Annotated in this window: 12 protein-coding genes; 10 read left to right on the top strand and 2 right to left on the bottom strand. The window is 44.9% G+C overall.

The window, feature by feature from the left end:
- Positions 1 to 21 precede the first annotated feature (21 nt).
- Complete coding sequence (locus A5870_RS05150; protein ID WP_086292024.1) at positions 22 to 2,172, bottom strand: GH92 family glycosyl hydrolase; 2,151 nt, start codon at positions 2,170 to 2,172, stop codon at positions 22 to 24.
- A gap of 5 nt (positions 2,173 to 2,177) precedes the next feature.
- Entirely contained in the window at positions 2,178 to 3,230 is a 1,053-nt protein-coding gene (locus A5870_RS05155; RefSeq protein ID WP_086292025.1) for a GntR family transcriptional regulator, read from the bottom strand.
- A gap of 155 nt (positions 3,231 to 3,385) precedes the next feature.
- Between A5870_RS05155 and A5870_RS05160 the strand changes: the two genes are divergently transcribed.
- From A5870_RS05160 to A5870_RS05205, 10 genes are all read left to right on the top strand, one after another.
- On the top strand, positions 3,386 to 4,675 hold the full coding sequence (locus tag A5870_RS05160) for a glycoside hydrolase family 125 protein (RefSeq protein ID WP_086292026.1): 1,290 nt from the start codon (positions 3,386 to 3,388) through the stop codon (positions 4,673 to 4,675).
- Between the two features lie 73 nt (positions 4,676 to 4,748).
- Entirely contained in the window at positions 4,749 to 7,427 is a 2,679-nt protein-coding gene (locus A5870_RS05165) for an alpha-mannosidase (RefSeq protein ID WP_086292027.1), read from the top strand.
- 3 nt (positions 7,428 to 7,430) lie between these two features.
- Entirely contained in the window at positions 7,431 to 8,306 is an 876-nt protein-coding gene (locus A5870_RS05170; protein WP_086292028.1) for an ROK family protein, read from the top strand.
- Positions 8,299 to 9,690, top strand: coding sequence for a glycoside hydrolase family 1 protein (locus A5870_RS05175; RefSeq protein WP_086292029.1), 1,392 nt, complete (start codon positions 8,299 to 8,301; stop codon positions 9,688 to 9,690). Before A5870_RS05170 ends, A5870_RS05175 begins: the two co-directional genes overlap by 8 nt.
- A gap of 240 nt (positions 9,691 to 9,930) precedes the next feature.
- Positions 9,931 to 10,812 (top strand): ABC transporter permease, encoded by an 882-nt coding sequence (locus tag A5870_RS05180; protein ID WP_086292030.1) that lies wholly within the window; start codon positions 9,931 to 9,933, stop codon positions 10,810 to 10,812.
- 13 nt (positions 10,813 to 10,825) lie between these two features.
- Positions 10,826 to 11,746: a carbohydrate ABC transporter permease gene (locus A5870_RS05185; RefSeq protein ID WP_086292031.1), complete on the top strand. Its 921-nt coding sequence runs from the start codon at positions 10,826 to 10,828 to the stop codon at positions 11,744 to 11,746.
- A 27-nt stretch (positions 11,747 to 11,773) separates the two neighbouring features.
- Entirely contained in the window at positions 11,774 to 13,243 is a 1,470-nt protein-coding gene (locus tag A5870_RS05190; protein ID WP_086292032.1) for an ABC transporter substrate-binding protein, read from the top strand.
- A gap of 274 nt (positions 13,244 to 13,517) precedes the next feature.
- Positions 13,518 to 14,138, top strand: coding sequence for a DUF624 domain-containing protein (locus tag A5870_RS05195; RefSeq protein WP_086292033.1), 621 nt, complete (start codon positions 13,518 to 13,520; stop codon positions 14,136 to 14,138).
- Positions 14,131 to 15,879 (top strand): sensor histidine kinase, encoded by a 1,749-nt coding sequence (locus A5870_RS05200; protein ID WP_086293393.1) that lies wholly within the window; start codon positions 14,131 to 14,133, stop codon positions 15,877 to 15,879. Before A5870_RS05195 ends, A5870_RS05200 begins: the two co-directional genes overlap by 8 nt.
- Positions 15,872 to 17,356 (top strand): response regulator transcription factor, encoded by a 1,485-nt coding sequence (locus tag A5870_RS05205; RefSeq protein ID WP_086292034.1) that lies wholly within the window; start codon positions 15,872 to 15,874, stop codon positions 17,354 to 17,356. Before A5870_RS05200 ends, A5870_RS05205 begins: the two co-directional genes overlap by 8 nt.
- The last annotated feature ends 21 nt before the right edge of the window (positions 17,357 to 17,377 follow it).

The following is a 17,377-nucleotide window of genomic DNA, read 5'->3' on the forward strand; positions in this document are numbered from 1 at the left end:
TGCTAAGGAGCGGTTTTTTCGTTATGCATGCGGTTGACTGACGCTATAAGGATAGGCATCGGCTGACCACTCTTTGCTGCGAGGGACGATACCTAGCTGGAAGTTCAATGTACCACCGGCAGTCAATTCTTGGTGGGTGAAAAACAATCGCTCGAAGGGTTCTTCGTTCAATGTGATTTTAACCACGAAGAGCTGTTGCGGCGCATTGGGCGTGCTCTTGATCACTAAGTCTTTGCCTGAAGCAAGATGTAGTGTTGCTTGATCAAATAATGGCATGCCGATGACATATTCCCCCGTCCCTGGTGTGACTGGATAAAAACCCAAGGAGTTGAAGATGTACCAACCAGCCATGCTACCGTTGTCTTCATCGCCAGGAAAGCCTTTGGGCGAGTCATTGAAGCATTGTGTCAATAGCTGCTTGATCAAGGGCTGTGCCATTTCTGGTTTGCCCAAATAGCTGAATAGATACGGATAGTGGAAGCTTGGCTGATTGGAGATCGCCAGCTGACCAAAATCGAGTGCGGCCATCTCACTCATTTCATGGATCTCAAAGCCGTAGCCTTCTGTCGTATAGCGAGGTTCTTGATTGCACAAGTCGATCAGTTTTGCTTCAAAGGCCGCTTTGCCGCCGTGTTCGGCGATCAAACCAGCGAAATCATGGTAAACAGCAAAACTGCTTTGCCACGCACTGCCTTCTGCATAATCTAAGCCCCAGCGTATGTCACTGAATTCTGGACGAAAGGCACCATCGGGATCTTTTGCCCGCATAAAGCCAGTTTCCTGATCGAAAATGTTGCGGTAGTTTTGCGATTGCTGCTGATAATAGTCTGCTTGCTCGTCACCCAGCTGTTGCGCGACTTGTGAAATACAAAAATCACTGTAACAATAATCAAGGGTGTGATTGACCGATTCATGATGCGTCAATGGCACATACCCATAAGTCAAATAGTCCGTCGTGCCGCGCCGACCATAATTGGGATTTTCACTTTGGACGGTGGCGCCTTTTTTCATCGCTGCTAAAAATTCGGGCATCAAATCAGGACGAATGCCTTTTACTGCGGCATCAGCGATCACGGCATCGATCAGCGTCCCTGGCATCAATCCACGCTCATCTGGCGATAGCCATTTTGGTAAAAAGCCGCTTTCGCGATAACTGTTCAAAAAGCCTTCCAGCATGTCTTCCAATTGTTCGACAGCCAAGAGTGAAAAGAGCGGGTAGACAGTTTTATACGTATCCCAAAAGCCGTTGTTTGTATACAGTGGTCCTGGTTTGATTGCTTTTGCCAAGGTATCCCAATGCATTTTGCGGCCCTCTTGGTCGATTTCGAAGAAGGTTTGAGGAAACAAGAATAAGCGATAAAAATTATGATAAAAAGTAGAAACTTGTGTTTGATCGTGATGCTCAATCTCGATTTTTTGCAAAAAATGATTCCATTGCTGTTGGACAGAAGCCAGATAATCGGCAGGAGCCCATTGCTGTTCCCGTTGCAAGTTCAAACAAGCTTGTTCGCGACTGAGAAACGAGGTCGCAAAACGGATCGTCTGTGTTTGGCAATCATCAAAGCGGAGAACGACGAAGGCTTCTTTGCCTGTCAAGGCACCTTCGATCGCCGTGATGGGTGTTTCAAAACGATAGACGAAATGGAAGGTGAAGCGTTCATCTTCGCACCCTGAAAATACGATCAGTTGACCAGCCACTGTTTGTTCATCCAACTGTTCTAAGACATAGTCACCCGGCAGTGACAAGCCAAGACCTGGCTGATCCCCGCAGTTTTCAATAGTCAGCACACCGCCATACATACTGGGGATCAAAGTCGTTGTTGTTAAATACCGCTGCGTCTTGATTTTAAGAAAGGCTGGATTAAAGGTGCTTTCTTCGGGACGATACGAGCTTTGCGCATGGAAAAGGGTATTTTCAGAAAGCGTGCCGTTTATCGGCAGCATCGTCAGATGGCTGAAATCTCCCATCCATGGGCTAGGCTGATGGGTGATGCGAAAGCCCTGAAAGGTTCGATCTTCTGGATGAAACCACCAACTGCCGCGTTGATCGCTGGTTTGCGGGGAAAAGTAGTTCATGCCAAAAGGAACCCCTGTATAAGGCAGGCAGTTGCCGTGGGAAAAACTATATTGGTTGTCTGTTCCGTGTCGTGTGTCGATCATTGATACGTTCACTTGGTTCACTCCTTTAATTGGGTTGATTCTCTTTTGATCAAAGAAACCGCCACTAGATGGGTGGTCGTCTCCGTTGGTACTGGGGTTGCTGCCTTCGCATCGTTGATTTTCTCAATCACTTGGTTTCCTGCCAAACGCCCCATCTCGGCAAAATTCTGCCCGATAGTCGTTAGTGCTGGATCAACGAGGGCTGCGGCTTGGATATTATCGAAACCAACTAGGGAAATATTGGCAGGGACGTGCAAATCTGCTTGGCGCAAAGCACGCATCAATTCAATGGCGATCAAGTCATTTTCACAGACGGCTGCCGTGACCTGATGTTCTTCCAAGTAGGCAAGCGCATTTGCGATGCTGGCAGCCGTGTCGTCGAGCTTGGTGCGAAAGGTTCTTTGGGCTTTTTTCAGCGCATCGATGTAACCTAGATAACGCTGACGGACGGATTGCGGATGATGGGTATCACCAAAAATATAAGCGATCCGTTGATGCCCCAACGCAAGTAAATGCTCTGTGGCTAGCTGTCCACCTTGAAAGTTATCTGGCATCACCGCTGGAAAATTAAACTCATGCAGCTTTTTATCTAAGGTCACGATAGGAAAGTGCTTTTCAGCACATTCGAACAGCAAGTCATAGTAAGAAAACGTATTGCTGGCGTAATAGATCAGGCCGTCGAATTCTTGCATCAGCTCAGCTGCCGTCGTTTTTTCCAAATAATCCACTGGTGTCATCAAAAGTTCAAAGCCGTGTTCTTGCATCACGGGGTAAATGCCTTCGGTAAAGTTTCCTAAAGAGAGATCATTGGCAAAGGGCAAGACAAACAAAATTCGTCCAGTCGCTTTTTTTTTCTTCAATTCTCGGACAAAGCTGCCGCTGCCTTGCACGCGATAGATCAGCTGATTTTGTTCCAGTTCCGTCAAGGCTCTTTTAGAGGTGATCCGACTGACTTGGTATTGTTCAGATAGTTCTTTTTCAGTAGGGACACGAATGCCAGGCGCTAATCGCCCTTCAACGATGGCTTCGTGAAGCTCCGCGTAAATTTTTTTATATAATGGTTGTTTCATAAGAAAACTCCTTTTGATATATCATATTTGTTAGCATACCATAAACCAATAAAAATGAAAACCCTTTAATTATTTTGAAAAAACGCTAGACATTCAATTAATTCATGATATACTAGGTTCGTAAATTGATATATCAAATCAGGGAAGGTGATGGAATGGTTTATAAAGAAATACCAACTTCAGTAGCAACATTTATGGAAACGATTACGGATCTATGCGGAGAAACGCATGCCGATTGGGCGAAAAATTTTAACGCAGCTTTTGCCAATACACTATTAACGACGGTCAAACGTCATGAGGATGGCACGACCTTTTTACTGACGGGGGATATTCCAGCGATGTGGCTGCGAGATTCCACTGCGCAAGTTCGTCCCTATTTAGTGATCGCCAAAGAAGACGAAGACTTAGCAAGCATGATCAGCGGGTTAGTCAAGAAGCAATTCTACTATATTACGATCGATCCTTATGCAAATGCCTTTAACGAATCAGCCAATGGTGCTGGCCACCAAACAGACGATACAGAAATGAACGATTGGATCTGGGAACGCAAATATGAGATCGATTCTTTGTGTTATCCGATCCAACTGGCCTATCTGCTATATAAAAACACAGGCAGAACAGATCAGTTCAATGATGATTTTGTAACAGGCATCAAAAAAGCCTTGGAGGTGTTTGTAACAGAACAAAACCATGCGGAATCCACGTATCGCTTTGAACGGGATACCTGGCGAAAAGAAGATACCTTGACTCATGACGGCAAAGGAGCACCGGTGAAACCCGTTGGCTTGACTTGGTCAGGCTTTCGACCAAGTGATGATGCCTGCAAATACGGCTATTTGATTCCCTCCAATATGTTTGCGGTGGTGGTCTTAGGCTATATCCAAGAAATCTTTACGACGGTTTTAGAAGATGCAGCGATCGTGGCACAAGCAAAAAAATTACAAGCAGACATCGAAGCGGGCATCAAAGAGCATGGGTTGACCAAAAACCAAGCTGGCGAAGAAGTTTACGCCTATGAAGTGGATGGATTCGGCAATAGCACACTGATGGATGACAGCAATGTGCCGAATTTGATCGCCGCTCCTTACTTGGGGTATGGCAGTATGGAAGATCCCCTTTATCTTCAAACTCGTAAAACGTTGTTAAGCAGTGAAAATCCGTATTTCTATGAAGGGAAATACGCCAAAGGCATTGGTAGCTCTCATACGCCAGAAAATTATGTGTGGCCGATCGCCATGGCAATGGAAGGGATGACTACTACTGACAAAGAAGAAAAGAAACGAATTTTGGATCAGTTAGTGGCGACAGATGCGGGTACCAATTTGATGCATGAAGGGTTCGATGTCGATGATCCTTCGCAATACACGAGAGAATGGTTCTCGTGGGCGAACATGATGTTTTGTGAATTGGTCATGGATTATTTCGATATCCGAGTGGAAAAATAAGCAACACTACTCACCACCATTCGAGTGACACAAAAAGCAGTCCAATGACGCAAACAGCGAGGAGTAAAAATCAATGAAGAAACAAGTTTATATCATCTCACACAGCCACTGGGATCGGGAATGGTACATGCCTTACGAACAGCATCACATGCGGCTAGTTGAATTGATGGATGATCTTTTAGAATTAATTGAAAATGACCCTGAGTTCCACAGCTTCCATCTAGATGGACAGACGATCATCTTGGATGACTATTTAGAAGTGCGACCTGAAAAACGCGAAGCGGTCAAAGCGGCCATCCAACAAGGAAAATTACAGATCGGTCCGTTTTATATTTTGCAAGATGACTTTTTGATCAGTGCTGAATCAAACACCCGTAATATGCTGATTGGAATGGCAGAAAGCAAAAAGTGGGGCACTCCCGTTATGTTGGGGTATTTCCCAGATACTTTCGGCAATATGGGGCAAACCCCGCAAATGATGCTGCAAGCCAATCTTGAAAGTGCTGCATTTGGGCGTGGCGTCAAACCGATCGGCTTTGACAACGAAGTTTTACCCGATGATCAATTTACTTCCCAATATTCTGAAATGCATTGGGAAGGTCCAGATGGCAGTCAAATCTTTGGTCTACTCTTTGCCAACTGGTACTCCAATGGCAATGAGATTCCAGTGGATAAAGCAGAAGCCAAAGCTTTTTGGACACAAAAACTGCAAGATGTAGAAAAGTTTGGTGCCACCAATCATTACTTAATGATGAATGGGGTCGATCATCAACCTGTCCAAAAAGACATTTCGGCAGCGATTCGTACAGCCAACGAGCTTTTCCCAGAGTATGAATTCAAGCACGCCAGCTTTACCGAATACCTTGAAGCGGTGCAAGCAGATCTGCCAAATGACCTAGGAACTGTCACAGGTGAATTGACCAGTCAAGAAACCGATGGTTGGTATACTCTAGCCAATACCGCCTCTTCCCGAGTTTATCTAAAACAATGGAATACAAAGGTTTCCCGCCAATTAGAAAATGTTGCGGAGCCATTAGCAACTATGGCTTATGAAGCAAGCGGCAGCTATCCTCACGATATGTTGGATCATGCGTGGAAAACCCTGATGCAAAATCATCCCCACGACAGCATCTGTGGCTGTTCAGTGGACGAAGTACACCGAGAAATGATGCCGCGCTTTGAAAAAGCCAATGAAATCGGCAAGTTCGTGGCAGATGAAGCGTTACGAAATTTAGTAGCCGCCATCGACACGAGCCAGTTTCCTGAGGAGAGTCGCCCCTTCGTGGTCTTCAACACCACTGGCAGCACCCGTTCTGGTTTAGTGGAAGTGGTGATCGAACTTGAGCGTAAAACATTCCGTGAAGGATTGCCAAGCAAGCTTTACCACAAATTGTTGGCGAAGCCAAAAGGTTCATATTCGGTGATCGATGAACAGGGGAACCCTGTTGCTGCGATCATCAGTGAAGAAGAGGTGCTTTTTGACTATGAATTGCCTAAAGATGCCTTTCGGATTCCTTTCATGAAACGCTTTGTCACGGTCCAAGTAGAAGCAAACCAGTTGCCGGAATTTTCATGGCAGACCTTTGCCTTAGTGGAAAAAGCCGCTACGCCTGTAGAGAGTGCACCGATCGTTTCAGAAGGAGGGCGTAAACTTGCCAACGCACATTTGGAAGCCGTCATTACTGAAAACGGCAGCTTGACGATTACAGACAAAGCAACCCAAAAAACCTATCGTAATTTACTGGTTTTCGAGGATGTGGGGGATATCGCCAATGAGTACATCTTCAAACAACCAGAAGGGGATCAAGCAATCTTATCGACGCAATTTCCGCATCACGTGACGATCGAACAAAACGATCCGCTGGTGGGAGTCGTGCGACTGACGCAAGAATTACAGATTCCTGTTTCAGCAGATGACCGTTTGTTAGAAGAACAAAAAGCTGTCGTCGATTTCCGTTTCCGTAAGGCACAGCGGAGTCAAGAATTGGTTGCTTTCAAGATCGAGACGGAGATTCGCTTAGAACGAACCAGCAACCGCCTGGCATTTAAAACCACCGTCAACAACCAAAGCAAAGATCACCGACTGCGGGTGTTATTCCCAACAGGGATCACCACGGATTTCCATGAAGCTGACAGCATTTATGAAGTCGTAAAACGGCCAAATCAGGTTTCCAGTCATTGGGAAAACCCAACAAATCCGCAGCATCAGCACGCCTTTGTCAACTTGCATGATGAAACTAGTGGCATGACGGTTTCTAATTTTGGTTTGAACGAATATGAAATCGTGAAGGATCAGATCTGCTTGACCTTGTTGCGCTGTACGGGAGAACTAGGCGATTGGGGCTACTTCCCAACACCAGAAGCGCAATGCTTAGGCAGCCACACCTTTGAATACGGCGTAGCCTGTCATGGGGCTCCTGAAGAACGTTATGAAACGTATCGCCAAGCACAAGCTGCCCAAGTTCCTTGGACGGCAAGCCAGACCGACAAGCACCAAGGCAAGCTAGCCAGCAGCAACCAATACATGGAAGCTCATGGATCGACGGTAGCTATCACCGCCTTAAAACGCAATCGCCAAGACCAACAAATCGTTTTGCGGGGCTATAATTTGGGGGATCAAGCCACTGCCTTTCACGTGCAAAAAGAGCAGGCGGCACTTTGTCTGTTGAATCTTTTAGAGGAAGAACAAGCATCGAGCGTCAATGAGCAATTACGCCCATATGAAATTCGTACCATTGGAGTAAAGGAGTGAGAAATGATGGTTTACGGAGGAATTGAAGCCGGCGGCACAAAAATGATTTGTGCCGTTGCCGATGATCAGCTGACGATCATCGCCCAAGAGTCGATCCCAACGACAACACCAGAGGAAACGTTAGCGGCGATCTTTGCCTTTTTCGATCCCTACGATCTCGTGTCATTAGGGGTCGGTTCCTTTGGTCCGATCGGGATCGATCCAACCCAAGCGACCTATGGCCACATACTAGCCACGCCGAAAAAGGGCTGGCAGCAGTTCGATTTTCTCGGTGCGTTAAAGAAGCGCTACCCAGAGACAGCATTTGCTTGGACAACAGATGTCAATGCTGCCGCTTATGGAGAATTACGCCAAGGGGCGGCGCAAGGCAAAGACAGCTGTGTCTATTTGACGGTAGGAACCGGCATTGGCGCCGGGGTCGTTCGTGAAGGAAAGATTTTCGAAGGGATCGGTCATCCAGAAATCGGTCATACCTATGTCAAACGCCACAGTGAAGATACGTATGCGGGTACTTGCCCCTATCACGGCGACTGTCTGGAAGGATTAGCCGCAGGGCCTTCTTTGGAAGGACGCACGGGGATCAAAGGACAAGACTTGCCACAAGATCACGAGATTTGGGAGTTGCAGGCCTTTTATCTAGGGCAAGCGCTGGTCAATATCACGTTGACTTTAGCACCTGAGATAATCATTTTAGGCGGTGGGGTCATGAATCAGCCGCATTTACTCGCTCAAATCCAACAAGCCTTCCTGAAACAAATAGCAGGCTATATGGAGACACCACCAGTGGAAGACTACATCGTCACTTGGGGCTTGCCGAACAAAAGCGGCATCATCGGCTGTCTCTTGTTAGGCAAAGAGCAGGTGACTGCCCATGCCTAACCTGCATTTTCCTAAAGATTTTTGGTGGGGGGCCGCCGCCAGCGGTCCACAAACTGAAGGACGAATGGCCGATGATGGCAAAGGCGATTCGATTTGGGACTATTGGTACGCAACGGAGCCAGAACGTTTTTATCAAAAACGGGGACCCAAAGATACCGTCCAACTGCTGCAGCGTTACCCAGAAGATGTGGCGTTGATGAAAGAGATCGGCTTTAATTCTTTTCGAACCTCGATCCAGTGGAGTCGCTTGCTGCCAGAAGGAAGAGGGGCGGTCAATCAACAAGCGGTGGCATTTTATCGCGAGTACTTCGCCACTTTGATCGAAAATGGCATCGAGCCTTTCATCAATTTGTATCATTTTGATATGCCGATGGCACTGCAAAAAGAAGGCGGCTGGCTCAATCGCGAGACTGTCACAGCATTTGCAGATTATGCCGCTTTGTGTTTTGAATTGTTCGGTGATCAAGTCCGCCATTGGTTCACGCAAAATGAACCGATCGTGCCAGTGGAGATGGGGTATTTGTATCAGCAGCATTACCCAGCAGAAATCAATTTGGCTCACGCGATGCAAGTTGGCTACCATGAAGCACTCGCCAGCGCCTTAGCGATCCAACGCTTCCGTCAGTCTCAGCAACCAGGCGAAATCGGCATCATCTTGAATTTGACACCGACTTATCCGAAAGATCCGAACGACGAAAAAGATGGCCAAGCGGCGCAACTGGCAGATGCCTTTTTCAACCGTTCCTTCTTAGATCCTGCCGTCAAGGGCACATTTCCGGAAGAATTGATCACTGTCTTAAACGAGTTGGCGATCATGCCAGAAACCAGAGCCGAAGATTTACAGATCATTAAAGAAAACACGGTCGATCTCTTGGGGGTCAACTATTATCAGCCAAGGCGGGTGCAGCAAAAGCGTTCTGCCAAAACAGCGGACACACCAATGCCAGAAGATTACTTCGATGTTTATGATTGGCCAGAAAAGAAAATCAATCCCCATCGAGGCTGGGAGATCTATGAACGAGGCATCTATGATACCTTGATCAACCTACGAGACAACTATGGCAATATCCCCTGTTATATTTCAGAAAACGGCATGGGGGTCGAAGATGAAACACGCTTTATCGATGCCAGCGGTCAGATCCAAGATGAGTACCGCATCACCTTTATCAAAGATCATTTGCGGTATGTTCACCAAGCGATCCAAGAAGGCAGCCAGTGCCGCGGGTATCACATGTGGACCTGCATGGACAATTGGTCTTGGCTGAATGAATTCAAAAATCGTTACGGGTTTATTGCTGTCGATTTGGCTACCCAAAAACGGACCATCAAAAAGTCTGGTGAGTGGTTCCACGAAGTGATTCTACAAAACGGCTTTGTCGACTGATCATTCATAAAAAACAGATCAATGAAGCGTCCTATCTTGCAAAAGGTAGGACGTTTTTCTGGTTTTTAGAGAATAAAAACAAAATATAAACAAAGACCTTTAATTTGTTTCATTTTATCTTTAGTTTGTTCCTTATTTTTTAGGGATGAAAGCGTTATTCTAGTAGCATGAAGGAGATGATGAGATGTGAAGAAAAAGGGGTTTTGGAGGAATGTCTGGCAATACAAAGCGTTAATATTGATGGCTTTGCCAGGTGTTGTCTGGTTTATCTTTTTTTTCTATATACCTGTATTCGCAAATGTGGTGGCGTTCAAAGATTTCCACATTTCACCAGACGGCTTTTTTGCCAGTTTGAAACAAAGCCCATGGGTCGGCTTTGATAACTTTAAATTTTTATTTGCATCCAATGATGCTTGGCTGATCACTAGAAATACGCTACTCTACAATATCGTATTTTTAGCATTCAACCTATTCTTTGCGATTGCCTTTGCCATTATAATGAGTGAGCTACGCAATAAGCGTTTGGTAAAAGTTTATCACACGATGTCACTGTTGCCGTACTTCCTTTCTTGGGTGGTTATTTCGTACTTTGTCTATGCCTTTTTGAGTCCAGACAAAGGGATCATCAACCAATGGATCACGGGTATGGGCGGTGAAGGAATCAACTGGTATGCTGATCCGAAATGGTGGCCGTTTATTTTCGTCATTATGAATGTCTGGAAGAGCTTAGGCTACAACAGCATTATCTATTATGCGTCAGTGGTCGGGATCGATCAGACGTATTACGAAGCCGCGATGGTCGATGGCGCCAGCAAATGGCAGCAGATCAAAAATGTGACACTGCCACAACTGATTCCAATGATTTCCGTCTTGTTGATTTTGAATATCGGTGGGATCTTCCGTGCCGACTTCGGACTTTTCTATCAAGTCCCACGAAACTCTGGGGCATTGTACCAAGTCACCTCCGTTTTAGATACGTACATTTATAATGGACTGACTGCCACAGGCGACTTCGGGATGACCGCAGCTGCCGGCCTTTATCAATCAGTGGTTGGGGCATTATTATTACTAACAGCGAATTTGGTTGTTCGTAAACTAGAACCAGATTCAGCATTATTCTAAGGAGGATGGATAAATGAAGAAAAAAGTAACGAAAGTCGAGATCCGCTCCTTTAACCCAACGTTCAACCTGATTTTTAATATCGTGATCGGTTTGTTCGCGATTTCCTGTGTCTTGCCGTTTCTCTTTGTGATCGCGATCTCATTGACCAGTGAAACCTCTTTGGCAGAAAACGGCTATCGTTTTTGGCCACAAGAATTTTCCTTCGCAGCGTATACCTATTTGTTTAGCGGACAAATGAGCAGCAAAATTTTCCAAGCATTTGGCGTATCTATTTTTATCACTGTTTTTGGTACCTTCGTCAATGCAACGATGACTTCGCTCTATGCCTATGTCATCTCTCGCTCAAATTTTCCATTCCGTCGGTTCTTTACGATCTTCGCTTTGATCACCATGTTGTTTGCGCCAGGGATGGTTGCCAATTACTTAGTGATGGTCAACTTGATCCAATTGAAAGATACGATTTGGGCATTGATTTTACCCCTTGCCTTAGGGCCTTTTAATATCCTCGTTATGCGGACCTTCTTTAAAAAGACGGTACCAGATAGTATTATAGAATCTGCGCGCATCGACGGTGCCAGCGAAATGAAGATTTTTCTATCCATCGTGTTGCCCTTAGCGGTTCCAGGGATCGCGACGATCAGTCTATTTGCCGCTCTTGGCTATTGGAACGACTGGTTCAATGCATTGTTGTATATTCAAAAAGACTCTTTAGTGCCGTTACAAGCACTTTTGATGCGGATTCAAAGCAACTTGGACTATCTAGCCAAAAGCTCCGGCATGGCTGCCCAGATCCAAGGCGGTTTGGCCGCTTTGCCAAGCGAAACTGCTCGCATGGCAATCGTTGTTGTTGCAACCTTACCGATTGCGATCACCTATCCATTCTTCCAACGGTATTTTGTCGGTGGTCTGACAATTGGTGGCGTCAAAGAATAATCAAATAAGTATAGGGAGGAAACAAAAATGAATTTGTGGAAAAAAACAGTTTTTGCTGGGATGGCCGCAGCGGCAACTTTGGGAATGGCTGCCTGTGGGTCGAACGGCGCAACATCCGATTCAGAAAACAATGCAGACGGCGTAACGACTTTATTGATGTATCAAGTCGGGGACAAGCCAGAAAACTTTGATCAATTGATGGAGATCGCCAATAAACGCATTGAAGAAAAAACCAACGCTCGTATCGATCTGCAGTACATCGGCTGGGGAGACTGGGATCAAAAAATGAGCACCATCATTTCATCGGGTGAAAACTACGATATTTCCTTTGCCTCAAATTACGTTGCGAATGCGCAAAAAGGCGCGTATGCAGATTTGACGGAGTTAGCACCAAAATATGCCAAAGAAGCGTATGATCAATTAGACGAATCTTATATCAAAGGCAATACGATCGACGGAAAATTATATGCCTTTCCAGTCAATGGCAATATTTATGCCCAACAAGTCTTGACCTTCAATAAACAATATTTAGACAAATATGATTTGGATATCAGCGGGATCGAATCTTATGCAGATGCCGAAGACGTGTTGAAGAAGTTTAAAGAAGAAGAACCAAACATCGCACCGTTTGCGATCGGACAAACCTTTAATGTTTCTGGAAACTATGATTATGTGATTGGGAAAGATTACCCATTTGCTGTCAAATTGGATGGCGATACAACGAAGATCATCAATCAATACGAAGATGATGAACAAATGGAAAACTTGAAATTGATGCACAAATGGTACAACGAAGGCTTGATCCCAACCGATGCAGCCACCAATACAACTGGTTACCCATTAGAAGGCAACACATGGTTCATGCGTGAAGAAACTCAAGGACCAATGGATTACGGCGATACGATCTTAAGCAATGCCGCAGGTCATGAATTGGTTTCACGTCCAATCACGAAACAATTAAAATCAACCGGACAAGCGCAAATGGCAAACTTTGTCGTAGCGAATGTTTCGAAAAACAAAGAAAAAGCAGTGGAAGTGTTGGGCTTGTTGAACAGCGATCCTGAATTGTTGAATGGATTGGTTTGGGGTGTCGAAGGTGAAGCATGGGAAAAAATCGAAGGCCAAGACAACAAAATCCGTCTCCTTGATGGCTACTTGCCAAATACCCGGATGGCTGCTTGGAACACTGGGAACAACATGATCCTTTACACACAAGAATCCATCACAGACGATATGATCAAAGAGCGTGATGAAAACATTGCTAACGCGGAAGCATCACCAATCTTAGGGTTCAACTTCAAGACTGATAATGTGAAAACAGAAATCACGAATATCGCCAATGTCATGAACCGTTACAAAGCAAGTTTAGCAACCGGAACGATCGATCCAGAAGAAAATGTTCCGAAACTAAACGAAGAATTAAAAACCGCTGGCTGGGAGAAGGTCCGCGATGAAATGCAAAAACAATTTGATGAGTACCGCGCAAGCCAAGAATAAGCAACAGGTGGTTCTCACAAATCAATAGATCAAGCAAGCCGGAGGCTAAACGCATCAGGACCAATGGTTCCCACGTCTAGCTTCTGGCTGCTTTTTCTTTTAAGTGAATAGAGGGATTTTGTTCAAAAAACGCAACTTTTATTTTTTCGCTTTTAAATCTCAAGCATGTTGCATCTAAAACGTACATAGCATTAAAAGATTCTCAGGTAGCTTGAGTAGGAAGCTGGAATCATGCTACATTTTCGGTAGGGAACAAATAAGGGAGGAATTTTAAATGGAAGAAACAGCAAATAGCGGGTTGGTCAAGGGCTTTCGCTTGATTTGGGCGATCGTGAAGTTGAATTTGTTTTTTGTCGTCTTGACGCTTGCCGGTGGTGGAATCTTAGGGATCGGCCCAGCGTTTCATACCATCAGTGCTTTGATCCACGAAGATGGCCTGAATTATGAGAATCAAAGCTTTCGTAGTGCATGGCGCATTTGGCGCAGCGTCTTTGTCAAAGCCAATAAGCAGTTTTATCTTTTCTTCCTACTGACAGGGTTCTTAGTGTATAACTTGTATTTAGCTACCCAGATCCAAGGCTTGATTTGGCTGATGATCTCTTTTGTTTTAGTTGTTGTCAGTGGATTGAGTGTTTTACTGTACCTGTTAAGTGTGGTTTTTGACACGTCCTATGAGATTTCCTTGTGGAATAACCTGAAATTGTCCTTTGTGTGTCTGTTTCTTCATATGGCGACCTTTCTAAAATTGCTGGTTGGGATCGCTAGTATTCTAGTTTTTACTTGGATGATGAAAGGGCTCTTGCTCTTTGGAACATTCAGCTTACTGATTTTATGGTGCCATGTGGCGATCAGTCAGGAAAAAAACGTCATTGATCGGGATTTGGCACATGACTAAGTGGCGTTTTCGTTTGTTCAAACATGATTTTTTGATCAATCAGTTGATGCAGCTGTACAGTGTGCTCTTGGTGATCATCTCCATCATTATTATGCTGGTCCTGACCGCTTATACCGGAGCGGATCGTTTTACTACGAGTGAACGTTTAGTGGAGAGCACAAGCATGCAGCTGGATGCTTATGTACAAGACCAAAATACCGTTGTTTCAACGGTACTTGGCGAATTTACCAGCTCAGATACCGCCTTTGAATCTTTACGCAACTATTTGCAGCTTTCATTGCCAGATTATTTTTCCTATAGTAATGATATTTTTCGCCAGACGGGACAAAGTGTTTACTTACCAAATATTCTCTATCGTTTGATTCGTAATCATCCTAGTATCGAAGAGATCATCATTCAATTGGATGAAAGCAATGAGACACTAGTGGCAACGCCGGATACACCTTACGGAGAAAAACACAGCGGCAAACAGATTGATTTAAAAAATCGTCTGTTTTTTGTTCGTTCGATCGCCCAACCAAGTAATTATGCCCAGCCCTTAGGCCAAGTCTACGTGATCTTTCGTTCAGACGATGTTTTAGCCAATCGACAAGAAGACAACCAAGTTCATGGAATCAACAGTTTTTTGTATACCTCAAATGGTCAGCGCCTTTACAAGGATGCCACGAACCTCAGCAAGGAAACTTTAGCCAAAATTGATCAGGCGGTTGCGCACGGAACCATTCACGACACTCTTTCGAAAGACTTTTATATCAAAAAACAAACCACTGTCAGCGGAGAAGTGTCCCTGGTTTTGCTGTCAAAAAGGGTGATTTGGCGGGATATTTTTTCCAGCGCCATTTGGATCTTTAGTTTTGGAATCGGGATTCTCTTGTTGGTCCTATGGGTGCTTCATCGCACCTTTAAGCGCTATACATCGCAAGTAGAGCAGATCGTCTATGCGACGAAAGAAGTCAGCCAAGGGAATTTTGACAAACGGATCGATACCGTCAATGTCCAACAAGAACTGAAAGAAATCGCAGAAGCCATCAATCAAATGACCTACAGTATCAACGAGTACATCAAAGATATTTACACACTGGAGATCAAACAACGGGATGCCGACATGCGGGCATTGCAAGCCCAGATCAATCCGCATTTTCTCTATAACACCTTGGAATACATTCGAATGTATGCCTTGAGCCGCAACCAAGAAGAACTGGCAGATGTCGTCTATGCCTTTTCGGCACTGCTACGGAACAATACGACGCAAGAAAAGACGAAGACCTTAAAAGAAGAAATCGATTTTTGTGAAAAATATGTCTACTTGTTTCAGATGCGCTACCCAGATAAGATCGCCTATCATGTAACTATCGATCCGACATTAGAACAGTTGGAATTGCCGAAGTTCACACTGCAGCCGCTTGTCGAAAACTATTTTGTTCACGGTATCGATTATCAGCGTAATGATAACGCCATCAGTATCAAAGCTTATAAAGAAGCCGATCAGATCGTGATTGAAGTCAAAGACAATGGCAAAGGCGCAGATCCGCAGCAGTTAGCGATGATTCATGAAGAACTGCAAAATCAGGAGATCGGAGCACAAACCTCGATCGGGATCAAAAATGTTCACGAACGGTTGCGGGGGATGTTCAACGGCGCCTACCAAATGGATGTTACGTCTCAAGCAGCTGCTGGGTTTACGGTCAAGATCCGCTTAGATGAGAAAAGTTTGCAAAGGAGGCATGAGGCAGATGTATAAAGCAATGTTCGTTGACGATGAATACATGATCTTGCAAGGGCTGCAGATGATCTTGCCTTGGCAAGAGCTGGGCTTTGAGGTGGTGCATACAGCGAAAAGTGCTAGTGAGGCTCTCGAGTATCTACAAGAACATTCCGTTGATTTGCTGATCACGGATATTCGGATGCCAGAAATGAACGGCATCGATATGATCCGCCAAGCGCAAGCGTTTGGGAATCGATTCTTCTCGATCATTCTCTCAGGGTATCAAGAGTTTGCCTTTGTCAAACAAGGCATGGCGTTAGGTGTGCGTAATTATCTGGTCAAACCTGTTAACAAAGAAGAACTGCGTAGCAGTGTTCAAGCGATTGCAGCTGAGTTAGAGGAGCAGCAAAAACTGTTGGCAGAAAAAGAACTGTACCAAGAATCAAGCCTCCTACTTTGGTTGAATGATGAATTGAACGAAAGCGAGTACCTCCATTTGCTGGCGCAACAGCGGGTACCGCTTGCAGCACCCTTTACCGTTTTGCAGTTCAATGGGACTGCCGAGATCTTACAAAAAATCACGACGTTTTTTCAGCAACACGATCAGCCATTGATCTTACCAGGGCGATTAGATGAAAACCAAGTGATCATTACCGCAGCCGGACCAAGACAACAAATCAACGCTGACCTAAAAGCACTGGCCCAGCAGCTTGATAGTAAAGACTGGCAGTTGATCATGAGCGAAACCATCAACGAGTGGGAGAATTTGTATAAAGCCTATGAAAAAATCAAACAGGTTCAATCGCTGCAAGCCTTCTATCCAGATCTGTTTTTACAAGAACAGACGATCCACGTGGATATATTAGAGCGAAACGAAGAACTACCGTTTCTATCTTTTAACAAAGCACTGACCATCGGGGATGTTAAAACGATCCAACATGAGTTGGATAAAATGTTCGCTATTTTGGAACAAACCCAAGCAGACCCTGAGCATGTTCGTTATGTTTCTTTTTTATTGTTCAATGATATTTATCGGCAACTGCCGGTGCTTTCCCAAGAAAACCATGAGCAGATTTTAGCACGAATCCGCGAGTCCAATACATTGGCAGATTTGCGGCAACTCTTTGATGATGTGCTGGAATTGGCGAAATCACAGCCGCCGCAAAAACGTTATTCAGAGATCGTTCAAAAGACGATTCAGCTGATCGAAGAAGGTTATACCCATGATTTGACGGTCAAATCAGCGGCAGAAGAACTGCACGTCAGCGTCGTTTATTTGGGACAGCTCTTCAAGAAAGAAACGGAAATGAGTTTTAATCAGTACGTCAATCTGGTGCGAATCAAGCAAGCCCAGCAGCTGCTGCTTCATTCGAAAGCCACGATCAGTGAGATCGGGGATCGCATCGGTTACAACAATACCAACTATTTTTCCAAAATGTTTAAGAAATTGAATGGTCTGACCCCCAAAGAGTTTCGCGATGCCTATGAACAGCATTATGAATCCCTTGATTGAATTTAGATTTCTTCAAAAAAA

This window comes from Enterococcus sp. 2G9_DIV0600 (genome assembly GCF_002140615.1).
Taxonomy (GTDB): Bacteria; Bacillota; Bacilli; order Lactobacillales; family Enterococcaceae; genus Enterococcus_D; species Enterococcus_D innesii.